The 18,006-nt window shown below is 61.8% G+C and carries 15 protein-coding genes and 1 tRNA gene; 4 read left to right on the top strand and 12 right to left on the bottom strand.

The annotated features are described in order from the left end of the window. Nucleotide 1 precedes the first annotated feature (1 nt). Nucleotides 2–499 carry a ferritin-like domain-containing protein gene (locus J2X53_RS05510; RefSeq protein WP_349036476.1) on the top strand — a complete coding sequence of 166 codons (498 nt, stop codon included), beginning with the start codon at nt 2–4 and terminating at the stop codon, nt 497–499. Nucleotides 500–625: 126 nt separating this feature from the next. Continuing rightward, nucleotides 626–964, top strand: coding sequence for a hypothetical protein (locus J2X53_RS05515; RefSeq protein WP_349036477.1), 339 nt, complete (start codon nt 626–628; stop codon nt 962–964). 60 nt (nt 965–1,024) lie between these two features. On the opposite strand, the gene J2X53_RS05520 is transcribed toward J2X53_RS05515, so the two are convergent. After that, on the bottom strand, nt 1,025–1,210 hold the full coding sequence (locus J2X53_RS05520; RefSeq protein WP_349036478.1) for a hypothetical protein: 186 nt from the start codon (nt 1,208–1,210) through the stop codon (nt 1,025–1,027). 314 nt (nt 1,211–1,524) lie between these two features. Between J2X53_RS05520 and J2X53_RS05525 the strand changes: the two genes are divergently transcribed. Then, nucleotides 1,525–1,821 carry a PRC-barrel domain-containing protein gene (locus J2X53_RS05525; RefSeq protein WP_349036479.1) on the top strand — a complete coding sequence of 99 codons (297 nt, stop codon included), beginning with the start codon at nt 1,525–1,527 and terminating at the stop codon, nt 1,819–1,821. 93 nt (nt 1,822–1,914) lie between these two features. Continuing rightward, the gene (locus tag J2X53_RS05530; RefSeq protein WP_349036480.1) at nt 1,915–2,598 is read left to right on the top strand and encodes a YetF domain-containing protein; all 684 of its coding nucleotides are present in this window, start codon (nt 1,915–1,917) and stop codon (nt 2,596–2,598) included. 105 nt (nt 2,599–2,703) lie between these two features. Here the strand turns inward: J2X53_RS05530 and J2X53_RS05535 are convergent. The 11 genes from J2X53_RS05535 to J2X53_RS05585 form a co-directional block, all read right to left on the bottom strand. After that, a tRNA-Thr gene (locus J2X53_RS05535) sits at nt 2,704–2,776 on the bottom strand. 207 nt (nt 2,777–2,983) lie between these two features. Further along, entirely contained in the window at nt 2,984–4,159 is a 1,176-nt protein-coding gene (locus J2X53_RS05540) for an HlyD family type I secretion periplasmic adaptor subunit (protein WP_349036481.1), read from the bottom strand. Then, nucleotides 4,156–6,366 carry an ATP-binding cassette domain-containing protein gene (locus J2X53_RS05545; protein WP_349036848.1) on the bottom strand — a complete coding sequence of 737 codons (2,211 nt, stop codon included), beginning with the start codon at nt 6,364–6,366 and terminating at the stop codon, nt 4,156–4,158. Before J2X53_RS05545 ends, J2X53_RS05540 begins: the two co-directional genes overlap by 4 nt. A 26-nt stretch (nt 6,367–6,392) precedes the next feature. Further along, on the bottom strand, nt 6,393–7,730 hold the full coding sequence (locus J2X53_RS05550) for a TolC family protein (RefSeq protein ID WP_349036482.1): 1,338 nt from the start codon (nt 7,728–7,730) through the stop codon (nt 6,393–6,395). Nucleotides 7,731–7,744: 14 nt separating this feature from the next. Beyond that, nucleotides 7,745–11,704, bottom strand: a complete 3,960-nt coding sequence (locus tag J2X53_RS05555; protein ID WP_349036483.1) for an Ig-like domain-containing protein — start codon at nt 11,702–11,704, stop codon at nt 7,745–7,747. A 212-nt stretch (nt 11,705–11,916) separates the two neighbouring features. Further along, on the bottom strand, nt 11,917–12,912 hold the full coding sequence (locus J2X53_RS05560; RefSeq protein ID WP_349036484.1) for an ABC transporter ATP-binding protein: 996 nt from the start codon (nt 12,910–12,912) through the stop codon (nt 11,917–11,919). 7 nt (nt 12,913–12,919) lie between these two features. Continuing rightward, on the bottom strand, nt 12,920–13,942 hold the full coding sequence (locus J2X53_RS05565) for a Gfo/Idh/MocA family oxidoreductase (protein WP_349036485.1): 1,023 nt from the start codon (nt 13,940–13,942) through the stop codon (nt 12,920–12,922). After that, nucleotides 13,939–14,778, bottom strand: coding sequence for a carbohydrate ABC transporter permease (locus tag J2X53_RS05570; protein WP_349036486.1), 840 nt, complete (start codon nt 14,776–14,778; stop codon nt 13,939–13,941). The genes J2X53_RS05565 and J2X53_RS05570 overlap by 4 nt, the downstream gene beginning before the upstream one ends. Continuing rightward, a complete protein-coding gene (locus J2X53_RS05575; protein WP_349036487.1) occupies nt 14,778–15,695 on the bottom strand; it encodes a sugar ABC transporter permease in 918 nt (305 codons plus the stop codon). The genes J2X53_RS05570 and J2X53_RS05575 overlap by 1 nt, the downstream gene beginning before the upstream one ends. An 80-nt stretch (nt 15,696–15,775) precedes the next feature. Next, nucleotides 15,776–17,023 (bottom strand): ABC transporter substrate-binding protein, encoded by a 1,248-nt coding sequence (locus J2X53_RS05580; RefSeq protein ID WP_349036488.1) that lies wholly within the window; start codon nt 17,021–17,023, stop codon nt 15,776–15,778. 37 nt (nt 17,024–17,060) lie between these two features. Beyond that, nucleotides 17,061–17,951, bottom strand: a complete 891-nt coding sequence (locus J2X53_RS05585; protein ID WP_349036489.1) for an N-acetylmuramic acid 6-phosphate etherase — start codon at nt 17,949–17,951, stop codon at nt 17,061–17,063. Between the last annotated feature and the right edge of the window lie 55 nt (nt 17,952–18,006).

Here is an 18,006-nt window from a genome sequence, read left to right on the forward strand (position 1 = left end):
CATGAAAACCAAGACCCTGAACGATCTCTTTCTCGAAAATCTGAAAGATATTTACTACGCAGAACGCAAGATCCTGAAGGCGCTGCCCAAGATGGCCCGTGGCGCGCAATCCGAGGATCTCAAAGCCGCGTTTGAAAAGCATGCTGAAGAAACCCAACAGCATGTGGAACGTCTTCAGCAGATCTTTGACATCCTGGGCAAACGGGCACAGGGCAAAACCTGCCCCGCCATCGAAGGTATCATCGAAGAAGGCGAAGAAGTTCTGGATACCTACAAGGGCATGGCAGCCGTCGATGCGGGCCTTGTGGCCGCGGCGCAGGCTGTCGAGCACTATGAAATCGCCCGCTATGGCACCCTGAAACGCTGGGCCGAGGTTCTGGGCATGAAAGATGCGGCCAAGCTGCTGGATGCCACCCTGCAAGAGGAATCTGCAACCGACGACGCCTTGACCGGGCTGGCTGATGGCTCTGTCAATCAGGCTGCCCTCGAAGCGGCCTGAGCTTTCGAAAGCAATTCCGCTCCCTGTCCCTTGCTTTCGACGGCAGAGGGTGGCTCCGCGCTCTGCGGGGCCACCCTTACTGCGTCTGGCATTGGAAGACATCCATCCAGTGAAATGGAGACGATCATGCCGCAAATGCCACCCGCTGCCACAGAGCCCGCCGGTGCCATGTCCGCAGCTGCGGGCACTTTGTCTATAGAGGCGGTCGAAGGCCGTCTTCTGGCGCAGCGAAAGGTGCTTGCCCTGATCCTCGCCCGGATGCTGGCGCAAGAGGGTGGCCGCGATCTGCGCGATGCGTTGGATACACTGTCGGTCATGCAGGATCATCAGGAAGATCCCGGCGCGGTTCCCGACGGGCCTGAACGGATCGAAGGGGCTATCGCTGTGGAGATCCGCGAAATTGTGCGTGCTGCACTGCGGGCGCAGACCACGATGAACCCGGATGGAATGAGCCCGGAACAATAACATCGGCCGACAGTGCAGGCTGGTCCATACGCTGCACGGATGCAGCGTATGTTTTTACCTTCAGCTGGGGATCGGAGGGAACCTGTCCTTGTCAGTCCCAAGGCTTTCCCCCGGTGTCACCCGATCACGCGGGCGAAGGTGGTCGGCCATCCGTTCAGCCTGACGGTTAGAGATGGTCAGGCCGATAAGCGCGATCGCCAGAAGAACGCCAAACACCACGATTGCCGTCAGCATTTCAATATTCATAGCGCATCCTTTCCTTGCTTCATCCTGCTGGCCAAACCACTGGAAGCCGCCAATGTTCCCGCCTTGGGCCACCAAGCGGTTCGCCGCCGTTGGGGTACGGGGTTTGCCCTGTCCTATAGCTGCTGACATCGCAGGCCAGAGACAGAACGCGGGGTTCCGGGTGGAGACCAAATACACAGCATTGCGGCCCCGTCGGGCGGAACAAATCCGCGCCTGATCGGTTTATCCCGGACAGTTGCCAGCGGCAGCCAGCCGCACGGGCAGCATCTCGGAATCGGATGCAACGCAAAGCACCCGCAACACAGGAGGTCGCTATGGACCACAGCAGACACACCCCAATTCCCACACATGAACTGAGCGAAGCTATTCTGGTCAACGCCCCGATCTACGGGGCGGATGACGAAAAAGTCGGAACGGTTTCACATGTTCACGGCCATGGACCGGTGATGCATGTTGTGCTGGATGTCGGCGGGTTTCTCGGGATCGGCGCCAAACAGGTGCTGGTCAGCGCAGATCAGCTTAATCTGATGCGCGACGAAAACGGCAAGGTGCATGGCGCCACGACCTGGACCAAAGATCAGCTGAAAGACTTGCCTGAACACACAGACTGACCCTAATCTGCCCCGACGCATGGATGCAGCTTCACCATGCGTCGGGATCCCTTTTTCCTCCAGGCACAAACTCCAAGCAGAAAAGAGACGGGAATGGATCAGCCGGTCGTCGCCTTTGACTGGATGCGTATGTTTCTGGGCGACGCGCCGCCGCTGTTTCTGATGGAAATCGTCTTTCGCACCGTCGTGATCTGGCTATGGACACTGGCGTTGCTGCGATGGATAGGCGGACGCAGTATTGCACAGCTGTCGCTGACCGAATTCCTGCTGGTCATCGCGTTGGGTTCTGCTGTTGGCGACTCGCTGTTTTACCCGGATGTGCCGCTGATCCATGCCATGCTGGTGGTGTTTGGCATTGTCTGCCTGGACAAACTGGTCGATGTGGTGATCCGGCGCTGGACCAAGGCCAAAGCAGTGATAGACGGCCAGCCCCACGAAGTCTTGCGCCATGGTCAGATCCTGAGTGATGGTCTGAACATTCACAGGATCGGTGCCTTCGAGCTGATGGAGATGCTGCGGCTTAAAGGCGTGATGAACCTTGCGTCTATCAGCCACGCTTATATCGAGCCTTCGGGCCAGCTGTCGGCCTTTCCCGCGCAACAACCGGGGCTTGGTCTTGCCATCGTCCCCCCGCCAGAACTGGGAACCGCGCCGCCCAGTGACGGGCAGAACTGTTGCTGCAGCTGCGGGTTGTTGCGCGACGCGCCCGGCCAATGCCCGGCCTGCGGCGCCACGGGCCAGACCCCCGCATCACAGGCCCCGAAATGGAAGGGTTGAAAGACCTTCAGCATCATGTCCCGACGCAGCACGCGACGTAGATCAATCAATGCTTTCAGGTGTTTTGGTCTTGAGTTGCAAGTGTATTGCAACGATCTCATAGCGTGCCCCAAGACGGACTCGAACCGCCGACCCCTTCATTACGAATGAAGTGCTCTACCAGCTGAGCTATTGGGGCTACGCGACCGTGCGTTTAAACGGTTGGAGCACCGCGCGCAAGGTCGAAAAGGCCTTGGCAACCAAGTCAGATCCATCAATCCGTTTATTCGCCTGCCCACATCATCGCAATGTCGGGGTGGCGGGTGCTGCCCTTCGGCTGCACCCCTGTCGTTACTCTCGTTCAGCGAGCGTTTAGCGTATGAATGCCCCGGCAAAGCGGCTTTGCCTAGCGCTCGCGCAATGCCTCGTTGGCCTTGTAGAGCGGCTTGGTCAGATAGGTCAGGATCGTCTTGCCGCCGGTCTGCAATTCCACTGTGGCCTGCATGCCGGGGCGGATTTCCAGTGATTTCTGACGCGCGGTCAGATGGGTCTGGTCCACGCGCAATGTCACCTTGTAATGCGGGTCACCGTCGGGCGTCCGGGCGCGTTCGTCTTTGAAGGTATCGGCAGAGACAAAGGTAACCTCGGCCTGAAGGCTGCCGTAAATGGTGTAATCATACGCCGACAGCTTGACCGTTGCCGCCTGTCCCAGCCTGACCTGCGCAATGTCACGCGGTTTGACCCGGGCCTCGACAAACAGCTCTTCATCCAGCGGGATGATCTGCATGATCTCTTCCCCGGGGCGTACGACGCCGCCTATGGTGGTCAACGACAGCTTGTTCACCACCCCCCGCATCGGCGCGACCAGTTCGGTGCGCGACAGCTGATCCTGCGCCTGTTTCAGCCGCTGGCGAAGCGAGGCAAGCTGACCCTGGGTTTCGGAATAGGTATTCGCCCGGTCCAGCTCTGCCATCGTGCGGGCCTCTGACAGTTGCGCTTCGGCATCCGATGCCGCCTTGCGGGCGCGCGTCACCTCGATCAGCGGGGCGATTTCCTGATCATACATCCGCTCCAGCAGCTCGCGTTCCTTTTGCGCCTGCGTCAGCACCGCCTTGGCCCCCGCCACCCGCGCCGCCTGCTCCGCCATCCGCGCCGACAACAGCGTGCGCTCTGACGCCACCACATCGGGCACCCTTTGGGCAATCTCATCTGCAACCGGAAAATCGGTCTTGCCCGCCAGCTCTGCCTCCAGCCGCAGTTTGCGGGCCTCGAGCGTGGCGATCTGATCGCTCAGATCATCAACGGCGGATTGATACTGTGTGCCATAAAGCCGGGCGAGGGTCTGGCCCGGCTCGACCGTGTCGCCTTCCGAGACATCTAGTTCGGCCAGAATGCCGCCTTCAAGGTTCTGAATGATCTGCGGCCGCGATGACGACACCACCTGCCCTTCGGCGCGGACAATCTCGGCCAGCCAGGCAAACGAGGCCCAGAGGAGGAAGACACCGATGGCAATCCCGATCAACCAGATCGTGAGCGATGGCCCGCGCATCCGCTGATCAAGCCCATGGTCAAATGTGGTCATGATGCGCTTCCTCCGACCATGGCCGCGGTCTGGGGCTGTGCCTTCATCAGGTGGGCCAGAACGGCATCGCGCGGCCCGTCAACGGCCAGCTTGCCGTTCTGCAAAATCAGCGTGCGTGTCGTCAGTTGCAAAATCGGCACCCGGTGCGTGGCGATGATCGCCGTGCGCCCGTCAAGCCAGATCCGCAGCCGGCTGACCAGTGTGGTTTCCAATGTCTGATCCAACGCGGCGGTGGGCTCGTCCAGAATGGCGACGGCGGGGTCTTGCAGCCAGATCCGCGCCCAGCCCAGCGACTGGCGCTGACCAACCGACAGGCCCTCGCCCATTTCCTTGATCTCCAGATCCAACCCGCGCGGGTGATTGCGCACAAACTGGCCCAACCCCGCAAAGTCGAGCGCGTCGAGCAGGCGGTCGTCATCCCGTTCCAGCTGCGTGGTGTTCAGGTTGTCGCGCAGGGTTCCGGCAAACAACCGTACCTCTTGGCCCAGATAGCCGATGCCCCGGCGCAGATCGCGCGGATGCACCTGCCCCAGATCAACCCCGTCAATCAGCACCCGCCCCGATGTAGGGTCGTACAATCCTGCCAACAGCCGGAGCAGGGTCGATTTACCAGACCCGTTGGTGCCCAGCACCGCAATGTGCTGCCCGGCAGGAATTGCCAACGCGCCAATATCGACAGTCAGAGACGAGGCCGGGTCATAGCGGAATGCAAGATTGCGCAACTCATAGGCCCCCGTCAGCTTTTCCCGGCGCAGGTATTTGCGGCCGGCCTCTTCGGCCTGTGTGGCATCGGCAATCGCCTCCAGCGCTTCCAGCGCGCCTTTGACGTTGGACCAGCGCGCCATCGTTGCCGACAGCTGCGCCAGCGGGCCAAGGGTGCGACCGGTCAGGATACCGATGGCAATGATGGTGCCCACGGTAAAATCACCGGCAAACACCATGAAGGTGCCGACCATCACCGCGCCGACATAGGTGGCCTGCTGCACCCCCTGCGCCCAATAGGTCAGCAAAGATGTCAACTTGCGCTGCTCAGAGGATTTGACCGCATTCAGCGTGACCAGCTCCGCCCAAAGCCGCTTTATCCGGTCCTCGCCGCGCGTGATCACAACGGTTTCCGTCTCGAACACGGCCTCATACAGCAGTTTGGCCTGTCTGGCGGTGGCCCCTTGGCTGGCCTTGGTCATCTCGACCATTTTCCCGCGCAGCAGAAACCCGGGCAGCACCATCAGGATACCACCCAGGATCAGCACCCAGACCAGATTGCCGCCAATCGTCGCGACAAGCGCCAGAAAGATCAGGATAAACGGCAGATCGGCAATCGTGCCGATGGTCGAGGCAGTGAAAAACTCCCGCACCGACCCGAATTCGCGCATGGCGTTGAACACTTGGCTGGGGCGGCGTTCCTGCGGGTTGGCTTTCATTCCCAGAAGCCGCGCCATCAGACGATCCTGCACCACCAGCTCGATGCGACGCCCCGTCATATCCATCAGGCCCGACCGCGCGCCCTTGAGCATGCCTTCGAGCACAATCGCCAGCATCGCCCCAAGGGCCAGAACCCAGAGTGTTGGCTCTGATTGATGCGGGATCACACGGTCGTAGACCTGCAACGAAAACAGGGCGACCGAAACGGCGAGCAGGTTGGCGAAAAGCGACCCCGCCGCAACCTCCAGCAGCTGCCGCTTGTACCGGCTGAACTCCCCCCAGAACCAATGCCCGCCAGCCTTTGGTGTGTGGCGGGTTTCAAGCTCGGCCATCGTGGTGCGTGCGCGCAGAATTCTGCCTGTGTAGACACTGTTGAACTCAGCCCGATCTACTTCGGCCCGACCATCCGCAACGCTGGGATCGTAAATCTCCAGCCCATGCGCGCCCTCGGCCAGCACCAGAACAACCTGACCGGAAGTCATTTCTGCCAGAGCAGGCCACTGGTCAGGGTTGGGGCTGGCAGCGTTTTCAACCTGCGCCGTCAGTCCGCAGTGGCGCAGGCCGGTGCAGATTTCATCCAGACCCGGCATTTCCGCTCCCGCGGCGATCCGGATCTGCTCCAGCAGGTCGGCGGCTGCGACTTCGGCCCCCAGAATGCCGGCATAGACACTTGCCAGCCGCGCACGATGCATCGCACGACTGGCGTGTTCCGCGCGGGCGGGCAGAACCGGAGGGGCCGGACGTGATGCGGCAGGGCTGGCCGAGGCCACCCTGCCTGCATTCATGTCAAAGGAAACCACCCGGTCACTGGTCACATGCGCGCCCCATCCACCAGAACTCCGCGCTCAAGGGCAATTTGCAGCCGAAGATCGGTGGCGATATATTTCAGCGATACCTGCTCCCGCTCGATGCGGGCAAAGCTCTCGTACTGCTGCACCAGCTCCAACAGGGTGCGGCGACCCACCCTGTACTGTTCGGTGAACAGGGTCAGGTTGTCTCCGGTCTGCCGCAGCACCTCCGCCCCTTGGGCTTCCCGGCTCAGAGTGCTTTGCATGTCACGCTGCAAGGCGATGATGCGGCGTTCGGTATCCTCGGCGGCCTGCGCAATGCGGCGCTCGACAAGATCGCCGGTTGCATTCAGCGCCGCGCGCTCGGCGCCCGAACCAAATCCGAATGCGCCGCCATTCAGGCCAAGACCGCCATCGACCCCGCCTTTGCCAATCGCGGCGCTTGCCGTCAGGCCCGGCAGCATATCGGCCTTGGCCATCTCAGCTTCGGCGATGGTGCGTGCGGCCTCGCCACGGGCCCGCATGACGGCCAGCGGCTCTGGCACGGTCTGATCAGGCGGAAGACCTTGCAGGCCCGACAGTCGGCTCAGATCGCGCGTGGTCATGGCCGCCAGCTCCGCCATCGCCGTCAGCTCGGCCTGCCGGTCAGCCGTCAGACTGGCGTGCATCTCTGCCAGCTTTTGCGACAGCACCCGCTGCTCTGACCTGTCAGACAGCCCGCCATCGACCCGCAGCGCCATGATGCGCTCAAATTCAGTCAGGCGCGTGACGGCGCGGGTGGCAACCGCCGCCTGCTCACGGGCGCGCTCTGCCGCCAGATAGTGTTTCAGGCCATCATAGACCCGTTTGTTGTCGCCTGTCGCCAATGTGACAGCCGCCACCTCGACATCAGCGGCGGCATAGGCCCGCTCGGCCTTGCGCCTGCCATTGTCGAACAGGGTCTGTTCCACCAGAATGGATGCTGCCAAAGCGCCGAGCGATGTCAGATTGGCCGATGGGCCAACGCGGGGCAGCCAGTTTCTGGCCTTTGCCTCTGCCCGCAGTTGCGCGACGCGCAATTCGGCAGCGGCCACGCCAGCGCCAGCCTCGGTCACTGCCGCTGCGACAGCCGCAAACGGGCCGTCCGGCGGCAGAACCGACCGCCGGGATTGCAGATCGGCAATCAGGATTGAGCGGACCTCACCCTGAGGCGACAAGACCGGTGTAACAGGATCGGCGGGGGATCGTCCCGCGCCGAACCCCATTTTTGTGACGCCGGGCCTGCCTTCGCCCAGACAGGCCGAAAGCAGGCACGCCGCCGCCAGCATCAGGGCGGGGCGTATGGCCCCGACCCTGATCCGCGCCGTTGCATGATGCGGCATGACAGGTTCCCCCGTCAGATCGTCTGGATATCGTCGTCGAGCAGGATCGTCGCGCCGGACTGCCCGACGGTGTAGATATTGTAGGTCTCGCCGTCGATGTCCTGCGTCTGCCCGGTTTTGAGCCCGTCAATGACCTCAACCCGGTCATCAATCCCACCCTTGATCAGGATGGTTTTGTCAGCGCCGGTGATGTCCAGGATCTGCGCCTCTGTGATGGTCAGATCGGCATCCGGGGCAAAGGTCAGGTCAATTGCCGAAAAGTCAAAGCCGGTCAGCCCCGGCCGTGACAGATCGACATCCGGCGCATTGGTATTGTTCACGATCATCAGGGTCGAGCTTTGGTTGCCCGCCACATCGGTCGTATCCACCACCAGATAGCTGCCGTCAGGCACCGGCGTTGGCGTAAAGCCACCGGCCCCACGCGATCCGAAGGTGATATTCTCATCCCCCGTAACCTCATCAACCGAGCGGACGGCGTTGATCCGGGTCGCATTGCCATTCGCGTCAATGCGGGTGAATTCGTAGCTGCCGTCCGCCTCTTGCGTGACAATTCGGGTCAGACCGGCGCTGACGCGTTCAAACTTCACAACATCCGGCGCGCCGGGGGACACGGTGTCGATGATCACCGGCTGGCTGTAGCTGTCAACGTTGCCCGCCAGATCGCGTGCTGTCACAACAACCTGCGCGTTCAGTTCGCCACGCGGCAGGTTATCGCCGCTGAAGGTTGCCGACCAGTTGCCGGTGGAATCGGTCACGATACGAACGGGGGTGCCGACGGACTGATCCCCCACCATGATCTGAACCGTCACGGTCGAGTTCGGCTCTGACGTTCCGGTGACTGCCAGACCTTCGGCAGCCTCGCGGGCGTTCAGATAGCCGTCGCCCGCCAAAACGTCCTGCCCCGGATGAAACGGTGTCACCTCGCGGTCGATGGCAACATCCTCACGATGCACCCCAACGTTGCCCAGCCGGTCGGTGGCAGTCACCACCAGTTCAGCCGAGGTTGTGCCGGGTGGGATCTGCCCCGCCGGAATGGTGATCGACCACGTTCCGCCAGAGACAGTGGCAGCGCGCGCATCATTGCCGTCAAAGCTGACCATGACGGTCGATCCCGGCTCGACCGTGCCGGTCACGGTCAGACCACGGCTGGCTTCGGCATCGTTCAGAACGGTGTCGCTGCCCGCAGACATTGTGCCACGGGTCAGCGGCACCACTTCGGTGTCGATGTTCACCACATGGCTTGCACTGGCGGTGTTGCCAAAGCTGTCAACGGCCGTCACCGACACTTCGGCAGTCGTCGTGCCCGCAGGAATGCCGGCCGTGCTGACAGGCAGGGCCCAGTCTCCGGCAGAATTGGCCTGCACGTCATTGTAGGTCACGCCGTTGAACGTAACGCTCACCACCGCATCCGGCTCGGCCGTCCCGGTCAGGGTGATCCCGGCCAGCCGTTCGGCACCGGTGATAAAGTTGTCCCCGGCTTGCTGCGCGCCGATGGTCACGCTGGTTTCGGTATCGACCCGAATGGTGTGGGTGTCGGTAGCGATGTTGCCCGCAGCATCACGGGCCGACACCGAAACGGTTGCCGGATAGCTGCCGGGAGGCAGCTCACCCGGGCCATAGGCAACCGACCATTGGCCGTCGGTGCCGACAGTTGCCGGGTGGGTGACTGTGCCGCCCGGCGTGGTGACGGCCACTGACACCACGGCGCCGGGGTCTCCGGTGCCGGTCAGGGCAAAGCCTGCGTCCCGGTCATCGCCTGAAACCTTGTTGTCGCCAACCTGTGTCTCATCGATGCCGACGGCAATTTCGGTATCAACCAGAACGTCGCGCCGGTCGGTCGAGGCATTGCCTGCGCCATCTGTCGCCGTCACAATGGCCGTTGTGGCATAAGTGCCGTCGGTGACAGTGCCTGCGGGGAAGGTTACGCTCCAGTTGCCATCGGCATCGGTCGCAGCGGGCAGCGTGCTGCCTGCCCATTCCACGGTGATCGCCGATCCGGGGGCCGAGGTGCCGGTCATGGTGATCGCACCCGCCGCTTCGACTGCATTGACGATGTTGTCACCGGCGACTGCTGACGACGCAAAGGCCACATCCACTTCGGTATCGACATCAAAACTGCGCGTGACCGATGAGGGGTTGCCCGCACCGTCCACAGTCGTCAGCGTCGCTGTCGCCTGATAGGTGCCTGCGGGCAGGGTACCTTCGGGGAAGCTTTGCTCCCAGTTGCCCGACGGGTCCGAGGTGATGGTGCGGGTCACGGTCCGGCCGCCACCCTCAACCACCAGTGTGACGGTCGTATTCGGGCTGGTGCTGCCGGTCATGGTGAAACCGGCATTGTGTTCGGCTTCGTTCACCAGATTGTTCTCGGTGACCGGATCAATCGAAACCGGGTGCGGGATGGTGTCGATCACCAGTTTGTCGGTGACCACCGTGACGTTCCCCAGCGGGTCTGTCGCGGTGACCGTCACATCCAGTGTCCGTTCTCCACCGGCAATCTCGGTCTGGGTAAAGGTGAAAGACCATTTGCCCTGGCTGTCAATCAGCGCATCCCGGGTCAGACCGCCAACGTTGATCTGCACCGACGCTCCGGGCTCGCCTTCGCCCGCAATGGTGATGCCATCGGCGTAATCCGCCAGATTCTCGATATCGTTGACGCTTTCTGTGCCTGCCGTGACCTCTACATCCGGAGGGGTCATGTCGATGATGTAATCCGGCCCGTCGAGCACATGCTCCGTGCCGCCGGGTTCGGTGACGACCACGACCGATGAATAGCTGCCATCGGCCGGGAGTTCATCACCTTCAAAGCCGACGCCCCAGGTGCTGTCGGATCCGATAACCGTTGTCTGGGTCCGGTCGCCGACAGTGACGACAACCGCATCTCCCGGCTCGCCGGTGCCGGTGATGGTGATGCCCGGATTGGTGGTGTTGGTTGTCAGCGTATCTTTGTGGTCGGGGTCGTTCACAGTGGGAGGAACGCGATCATTTCCGCCACCGCCGGGCGTGGTATCGGTGCCGCCGCCGCCGGGCGTGGTGTCCGTGCCGCCGCCGCCAGGCGTGGTATCCGTGCCGCCGCCACCGGGCGTGGTGTCCGTGCCGCCACCGCCGGGCGTGGTATCGGTGCCGCCGCCACCGGGCGTGGTATCCGTGCCGCCACCGCCGGGCGTGGTGTCCGTACCGCCGCCGCCGGGCGTGGTATCCGTGCCACCGCCGCCGGGCGTGGTATCCGTGCCACCGCCGCCGGGCGTGGTATCCGTACCGCCGCCGCCGGGCGTGGTATCGGTGCCGCCGCCGCCGGGCGTGGTATCGGTGCCGCCACCGCCGGGCGTGGTATCCGTGCCGCCGCCACCGGGCGTAGTATCCGTGCCGCCGCCGCCGGGCGTCGTATCGGTGCCACCGCCGCCGGGCGTGGTGTCGGTGCCGCCGCCGCCGGGCGTTGTATCCGTGCCGCCGCCGCCACCACCCAACAGCCCAAGGCCGAGCAGACCCGCGCCGACCGCTGCACCGGCCGAGCCGAGACCGCCCAGCATTGCCGGAGCAAACAGACCCATGCCAGCCGGTTCATCCGTAACTTCTGAACCGTCAATCACGCCATCCGCCTGAGCAAAGCGCAGGTCGTCCAGCGGGCTCCATTTTTCCATGGGTTGCACCGGGCCGTAGCTGGCCGCCAGCACGCCATTTCCACTGCCCGAAAGCGTTACTTCGGTGATCTCGTCATTCGAGCTCAGATACAAGGTACCCGCTGCGCCCGAGGCATCAAAGTAGCCTGACAGGATAACAATACGCCCATCCGCCAGTTTGATGACCAGATCGCGCCCTTGCTGTTCATAGGCGACGATGCTGGATGGAGAAAGGTTCAGCGAAATGCTGTCCCCTGCGCCGACCTGAATGAAATTGCCCTGTCCTTCGCCAGCCACTGTGCCAAGCTGACGGCCGCCCACAGAATTGCGGGCAGCGAAGTTAATCGCCGTTACCATTTTACCACTCCGCCTCAAACCCGGATCTTTATTGACCCGATGTGATTTTTCGCCCCCAATTCGGGGTGCAATTAATCGAGATGTACAAACATTCCTGCCCTGTTTCTAGGGGGTTTGTTCTACATCCCACGGATTGGGGAGCTTTTACCACACATGACATTGATGGAGGTTGAAGCGCGCATTTAAGCAATTCGCTCTGGTTGTATCTGGTGTCAAGAAAGCCTTTTACCGCCAGCATCAAAATGGAACGCCCGGCTTGGTTCAATGTCCAGCTGAACCGTGCTGTCCACCACGTAATCATGCTCGCCAAACAACCGCACTGTTAAAAGCCCGTGTGGCTCTGTCCGCACATAAACCAGCGTTTCCCCACCCAGTTTCTCAACATGGCTGATGGTGCCGCTGATCGGTCCGCCGTCGCGGATGTACAAATGTTCAGGACGAATACCCGTGGTTTCCCCGGTTTGGCCCAAAGCCGCAGATTTCAGAAAATTCATCTGCGGGCTGCCGATAAAACCCGCAACAAAGGTGTTATCCGGGTCGTTATAAAGGTGCATCGGGCTGCCGACCTGCTCCACACGCCCGTCGCGCAACACCACGATCTTGTCGGCCAGTGTCATCGCCTCGACCTGATCATGGGTCACATAGATCATTGTTGCCCCAAGCTCGCGGTGCAGGCGTGCAATCTCGATCCGGGTGGCCACCCGCAGCGCGGCATCAAGGTTGGACAGCGGCTCGTCAAACAGAAACAGCTTGGGGGTCCGCACAATGGCGCGTCCGATGGCAACCCGCTGGCGCTGGCCGCCGGACAGTTCCGCCGGGCGACGGTCAAGCAGCTTTTCAAGCGACAGCATGCCAGCCGCCTTGTCGGTTGCCTTGAGGATCTCAGGTTTCGCCACGCCCGCCTGTTTCAGCGCCAGACCCATATTGTCGCGGACGGTCAGATGCGGATAGAGCGCGTAGGACTGGAACACCATCGCCAGTTCCCGCTTTGCCGGGGCCACATCGTTGACCCGCTTGCCATCCAGCAGAATATCTCCGCCCGAGGCATCCTCCAGCCCGGCAATGATCCGCAGCAGGGTAGATTTGCCGCATCCGGACGGCCCGACAAAGACGCAGAACTCTCCCTCGGCAACCTCAAGATTGACGCCCTTGATCACCTCAGTGGTGCCAAAAGACTTGGTGACAGATTTCAGATCAAGCGCACCCATAGCGGCCTCACAGTTTGACAGGTTGGCCGATGCGCACCGACTGGTCGGCGGCAAGGCAGATGGCAAGCGACTGGACCGCATCAAGCATATGGCGCGACAGGTCCAGATCTTCGGTAATGGCGCGGGCGACAAAGGCTTGCTCGCGCTCGCACAGCTCCTGATGCCCCGGTTCGGCGGCCATGCTGAGGTCTTCATCCGGTTCGCCGTTGCGATGCACCCGGATCACCGAGGTTTTGGTATGCGTGTCGTGATCATCTGACCGCGCATTTTCGGGCATGCGGATCGACACAGCGCCGTTGGGGCTGACCACATCTTTGACGAAAAACGCCGTGTCCGACATCATCGGGCCCCAGCCCGCCTCGTACCAGCCAAGGCTGCCATCGTCGAACAGCACCTGAAAATGGCCGTAGTTATACATGTCCGGCGCAATCTCATCCGACAGGCGCAGGCCCATGCCCCGCACCTCGACCGGCTTTGCATCGGTGATCTGGCACATCACGTCGACATAATGCACCCCACAATCCACGATTGGGCTGGTTGATTGCATCAGCGTCTTGTGAACCTCCCAGGTCGGGCCGTTGCTTTGCTGGTTCAGGTTCAGCCGGAACACATAGGGCCCGCCAAGCGCGCGCGCCTCGGCAATCAGGCGCTGCCAGCTGGGGTGATGGCGCAGGATGTACCCCACCACCAGCTTGCGCCCGGTGGCCCGCGCACAATCCACCACGCGCTGCGCATCGGCCACGGTGCTCGCCAGCGGCTTTTCGACAAACACATGTGCGCCCGCCTCCATCGCGGCACAGGCATAGTCGGCATGGCTGTCGGAATAGGTCGAGATGTTGACCAGATCGGGTTTCAGCCTTGCCAGAGCCTCATGGAAATCGGGCGTCACCGCGTATCCTGCCAGATCGGCATCCAGCTGCGGGGTTGATCGGTTGACCAGCCCCACCAGATCAAAGGCCGGGTTGCGATGATAGGCCAGCGCATGGCTGCGCCCCATGGTTCCCAAACCTGCCACAAGTGTCCGGATCATTTCACAGCCCCCGCCGTAATGCCGCGGATCAGCTGCCGCGAGAAGATAAGGTACAAGACCAGCACCGGCAGAATGGCGAGGCTCAGCGCCGCCAGAACCGCATTCCAGTTGGTCACGAATTGCCCGATAAAGATCTGGCTTCCCAGGGTGATGGTTTTCACCTCTTCCGCCGGGGCCAGGATCAGCGGGAACCACAGGTCGTTCCAGATCGGGATCATGGTAAACACCGCGACCGTCGCCATCGCCGGTCGCACCAGCGGCAGCACCAGCGTGAAAAAGATCGCATATTCCGACAGCCCGTCGATCCGTCCGGCGTTCTTCAGGTCATCCGACACAGTTTTCATAAATTCCGACAGGATGAACACCGCCAGCGGCAACCCCTGCGCCGTGTAAACAAGGATCAGCGCGGTCAGCGTGTTGACCAGCCCGCCCGCCACCATGATCTGCAAAATCGCCACCGTGCCCAGCCGGATCGGAATCATGATCCCCAGCGCCAGATACAGGCCCAGCAGGGTGTTGCCCTTGAACCGATATTCCGACAGGGCAAAGGCGGCCATCGCCCCGAACAGCAGCACAAAGAACAGGCTGACCACGGTGACGATCATCGAGTTCTGAAAGTAGCCAAAGAAATCGCCCTGCTTCAGCACCGTGGTATAGCCGACCAGATCGAAATGCTCGGGCCACGGCAGCGCCAGCGGATCGGCAAAGATCGCCCGCCGCGATTTGAAGCTGTTGATCACGGTGACGAACACCGGGAACAGCGCAATCACCGTCCATGTGATCAGAATGGCATGGGCAGCAAACGTGCGGCCGGTTGAGGTGCGGGACTTTGCCATCAGAACTGATACCTCCGCAGACGGGTCTGGATGCCGAACAGATAGACGCAGACGCCCAACAGGATGATCCCGAACATCGCCCCCGCAATCGCGGACCCCATGTAGGGGTCGCCAAGCTGCAGCTGAAAGCCAAAGAAGGTGCGGTACAGGAACGTGCCCAGAATGTCGGTGCTGAAATCCGGCCCCGCCAGCGCGCCTTGCGCCACATAGATCAGGTCAAACGCGTTGAAATTGCCCACGAATGTCAGGATCGAGATGATCCCGATACTGGGCAGGATCAGCGGCAGCTTGATCTTCCAGAACTGGCTGGTGCCGGTAATGCCGTCCATCTCGGCCGCCTCCAGAATTTCATCCGGGATCGACAACAGTGCGGCATAGATCAGCATCATCGGAATGCCGACAAACTGCCAGACCGAGATCAGCGCCAGCGTGGTCAGCGCATATTCCTCACGGCCCAACCAAGGGGCAAACAGGCTTTTGAGACCCACCAGATCCAGCAGCCCCGGCGCAATCCCCCAGATCGGTGACAGGATCAGCTTCCAGACAAAGCCGACGATCACGAAACTCAGGATGGTCGGCACGAAAATCGCGGTTCGGTAAAACGCAGCCATGCGCAAGCGTGGTGTTGACAGGATCGCGGCCAGCGCAATGCCGATCGGGTTCTGCACCAGCATGTGGATCAGAAAGAACCACGCATTGTTGCCAAGCGCATTCCAGAACGACGCCGACCAGCGGGGATCGCCAAACAGCGTGGCAAAATTCCCCAACCCGACAAACGCCACCCCGTCCGGCCCCTTGTTGAACAAGGACAGGTTCAGCGTTCCGAACAGGGGAATGATCATGATGGCGGTGTAGACCAGAACTGCAGGCGCCAGAAACACGGCAATATGCCAGCGCACAGGCTTTTTCGAAGCCATGCCCTTCCCCTTTTCATCTTGGTAAAAATACTCTCGGGGGGTCCGGGGGGCAGACAGCCCCCCGGGGTCTCAGCCCGAGCTCACTTCTGCGGGTCGTACCAGCTTGCCAGCCCGTCCTGCAGCCGCTTGGCCGCATCGGCCGGTGTTTCCGAGCCACGGATCACGTTGGCACTCGCGTTCCAGGTCTCGTTCTCCAGATTTGGTGTGCCGCGCGACAGGATCTGATAGGTCGAGCGGATCGTCGGCTCGCACTTGCCGCGCCAGGACACGAATTCCTGCGCCAGCGGATCCTGCATTTCAACCGGGGTGGAGTTCAGGCTGAAAAAGCCGGGCAACGCGTTGGCATACAGCGTCGCAAACTCGGGGCTGCCGACCCAGTCCAGAAACACCTTTGCCGCTTCGGCGTTGGGCGACTTTGCGTTCATGCCGATCGCGATGTCGGTGTGGTCGCTGATATAGCAGGTGTCGCCCGCAGCAGTGACCGGCGGAGCAAAGGCGCCCATCTTGAAATCGGCCTGGGTGTTGAAGCCCGAAATCTCCCACGAACCGGCCGGATACACAGCGGCCCGGCCCAGCGTGAACAGGTTCTGGCTGTCCGGATAGGTCTGGGCCTCAAATCCGTCACCCAGATAGTCTTTCCATTTCGCCAGCTGCTCGAACGGGGCCACCCATTGCGGATCGGTCAGCTTTTGCTCACCCGCGATCAGCGCCTTACGCCCCTCTTCACCCTTCCAATAGGTCGGGCCGATGTTGTTATAGCCCATCGTGGCGGCTTCCCACTGGTCGTTGGTGCCCATCGCCAGCGGGATATAGGTGCCATCCGCCTTGATCTTGTCGAGGGCGGCATAGAACTCGGCTTCCGTCGTCGGCACCTCGATACCCAGTTCGGCAAAGGCATCGGCATTGTAGATAAATCCGTGAATCACTGACGCCATCGGCACGCAGAACGTGGCGCTGCCGTCATCGGTCTGCCAGGCGGATTTGGCCACGTCAGAGAAGTTAGCCATCCCGGCAAGGTCGGTCAGATCAGCCAGATGACCCTGATTGAACAGCTCCAGCGAGGCGTCGAACGGGCGGCAGGTGATCAGATCTCCCGCGCTGCCGGCGGACAGTTTGGAGTTCAGCACCGCGTTGTATTCGGCCGGGGCCGAGGGCGAGAATACCACATTGATATCCGGGTGCTGGGCATTGAACGCCGGAATGATGGTGTCTTGCCAGATCAGCAGGTCATCATTGCGCCAGCTTTCGATGGTCAGCGTGGTTTGCGCAAGCGCAGGCCCGGCCAGCAAGGTGCTGGTCAAAAGGGCGGTCAGATACGTCTTTTTCATTGTCGTCTCCCGGTTGGTGGGCTTTTCGCCCGGTTGGCTATTTTTGGTCGGTCAGCAGGGGGGCCAGATGGCCGCCCGTGGTGGCAAGCGCTTGGTCTGCCTGCGCCGCTGTCATCCCGCGCGCGACCAGAATCGCAGGCTTTACCGCGCCATTGGTCTGGGTCAGCGCCGCGCGCGCCGCCTCTTGCCCGGCACCGGATACGCTTGCCACGATGCGGGCGGCACGCCCGACCAGCTTGGCGTTGTCGGCGGTGACATTGACCATGAACCCGTCATGCACATGCCCAAGATCTATCGCGACCAGCACCGACAGCATGTTCAGCGCAACCTTTTGCGCGATGCCTGCGCCCATACGGGTTGATCCGGTTATGATCTCGGGTCCGGTATCCAGAAAGACCGGAATATCGGCGACTTGCAGAAGAGGCGCCGTCGCCACATTCGAAAATCCGACCACCGTGACGCCCAGCGCCTTTGCGCCCTCGGCAACGGCCAGCGTGTAAGGTGTGCCGCCAGAGGCGGCGAGGCACAGGACAACATCCCCCGCGGTCAGCTGCGCCCGCACCAGATCGGCTTTTGCAAGCGCGGGGTCATCTTCGGGGCCGCCCTGCATATGCAGCAATGCCTCAACCCCACCCGCAAACAGCATCGGAACGCGGTCTGGCGCGATGCCAAAGGTGCCGGGCAGCTCCAGACAATCGGCCAGCGCCATCAACCCCGACGAACCAGCCCCGGCATAGGCCATTTTGCCGCCGCGGCCCAATGCCTGCGCCCCGGCGCGGGCGGCCTGGGTGATCCGGGGAAAGGCGGGGGTCAGCGCGGCAAGCGCCTGCGCTTGGCCAGTCAGTATCCGCGACAGAACCTCCGCTGTTGCAACGGCATGCAAGCCATCGGACAAAGCGTGCCGGCTTTCTGTTCGGTGCTCGGACATCTGATTCCCCCTTGCCTCAATGACAATGCCAAAATAATACCAATTGTAAAGAAAG

It is taken from the genome of Pseudotabrizicola sp. 4114 (assembly GCF_031457365.1).
In the GTDB taxonomy this organism is placed as follows: Bacteria; Pseudomonadota; Alphaproteobacteria; order Rhodobacterales; family Rhodobacteraceae; genus Pseudotabrizicola.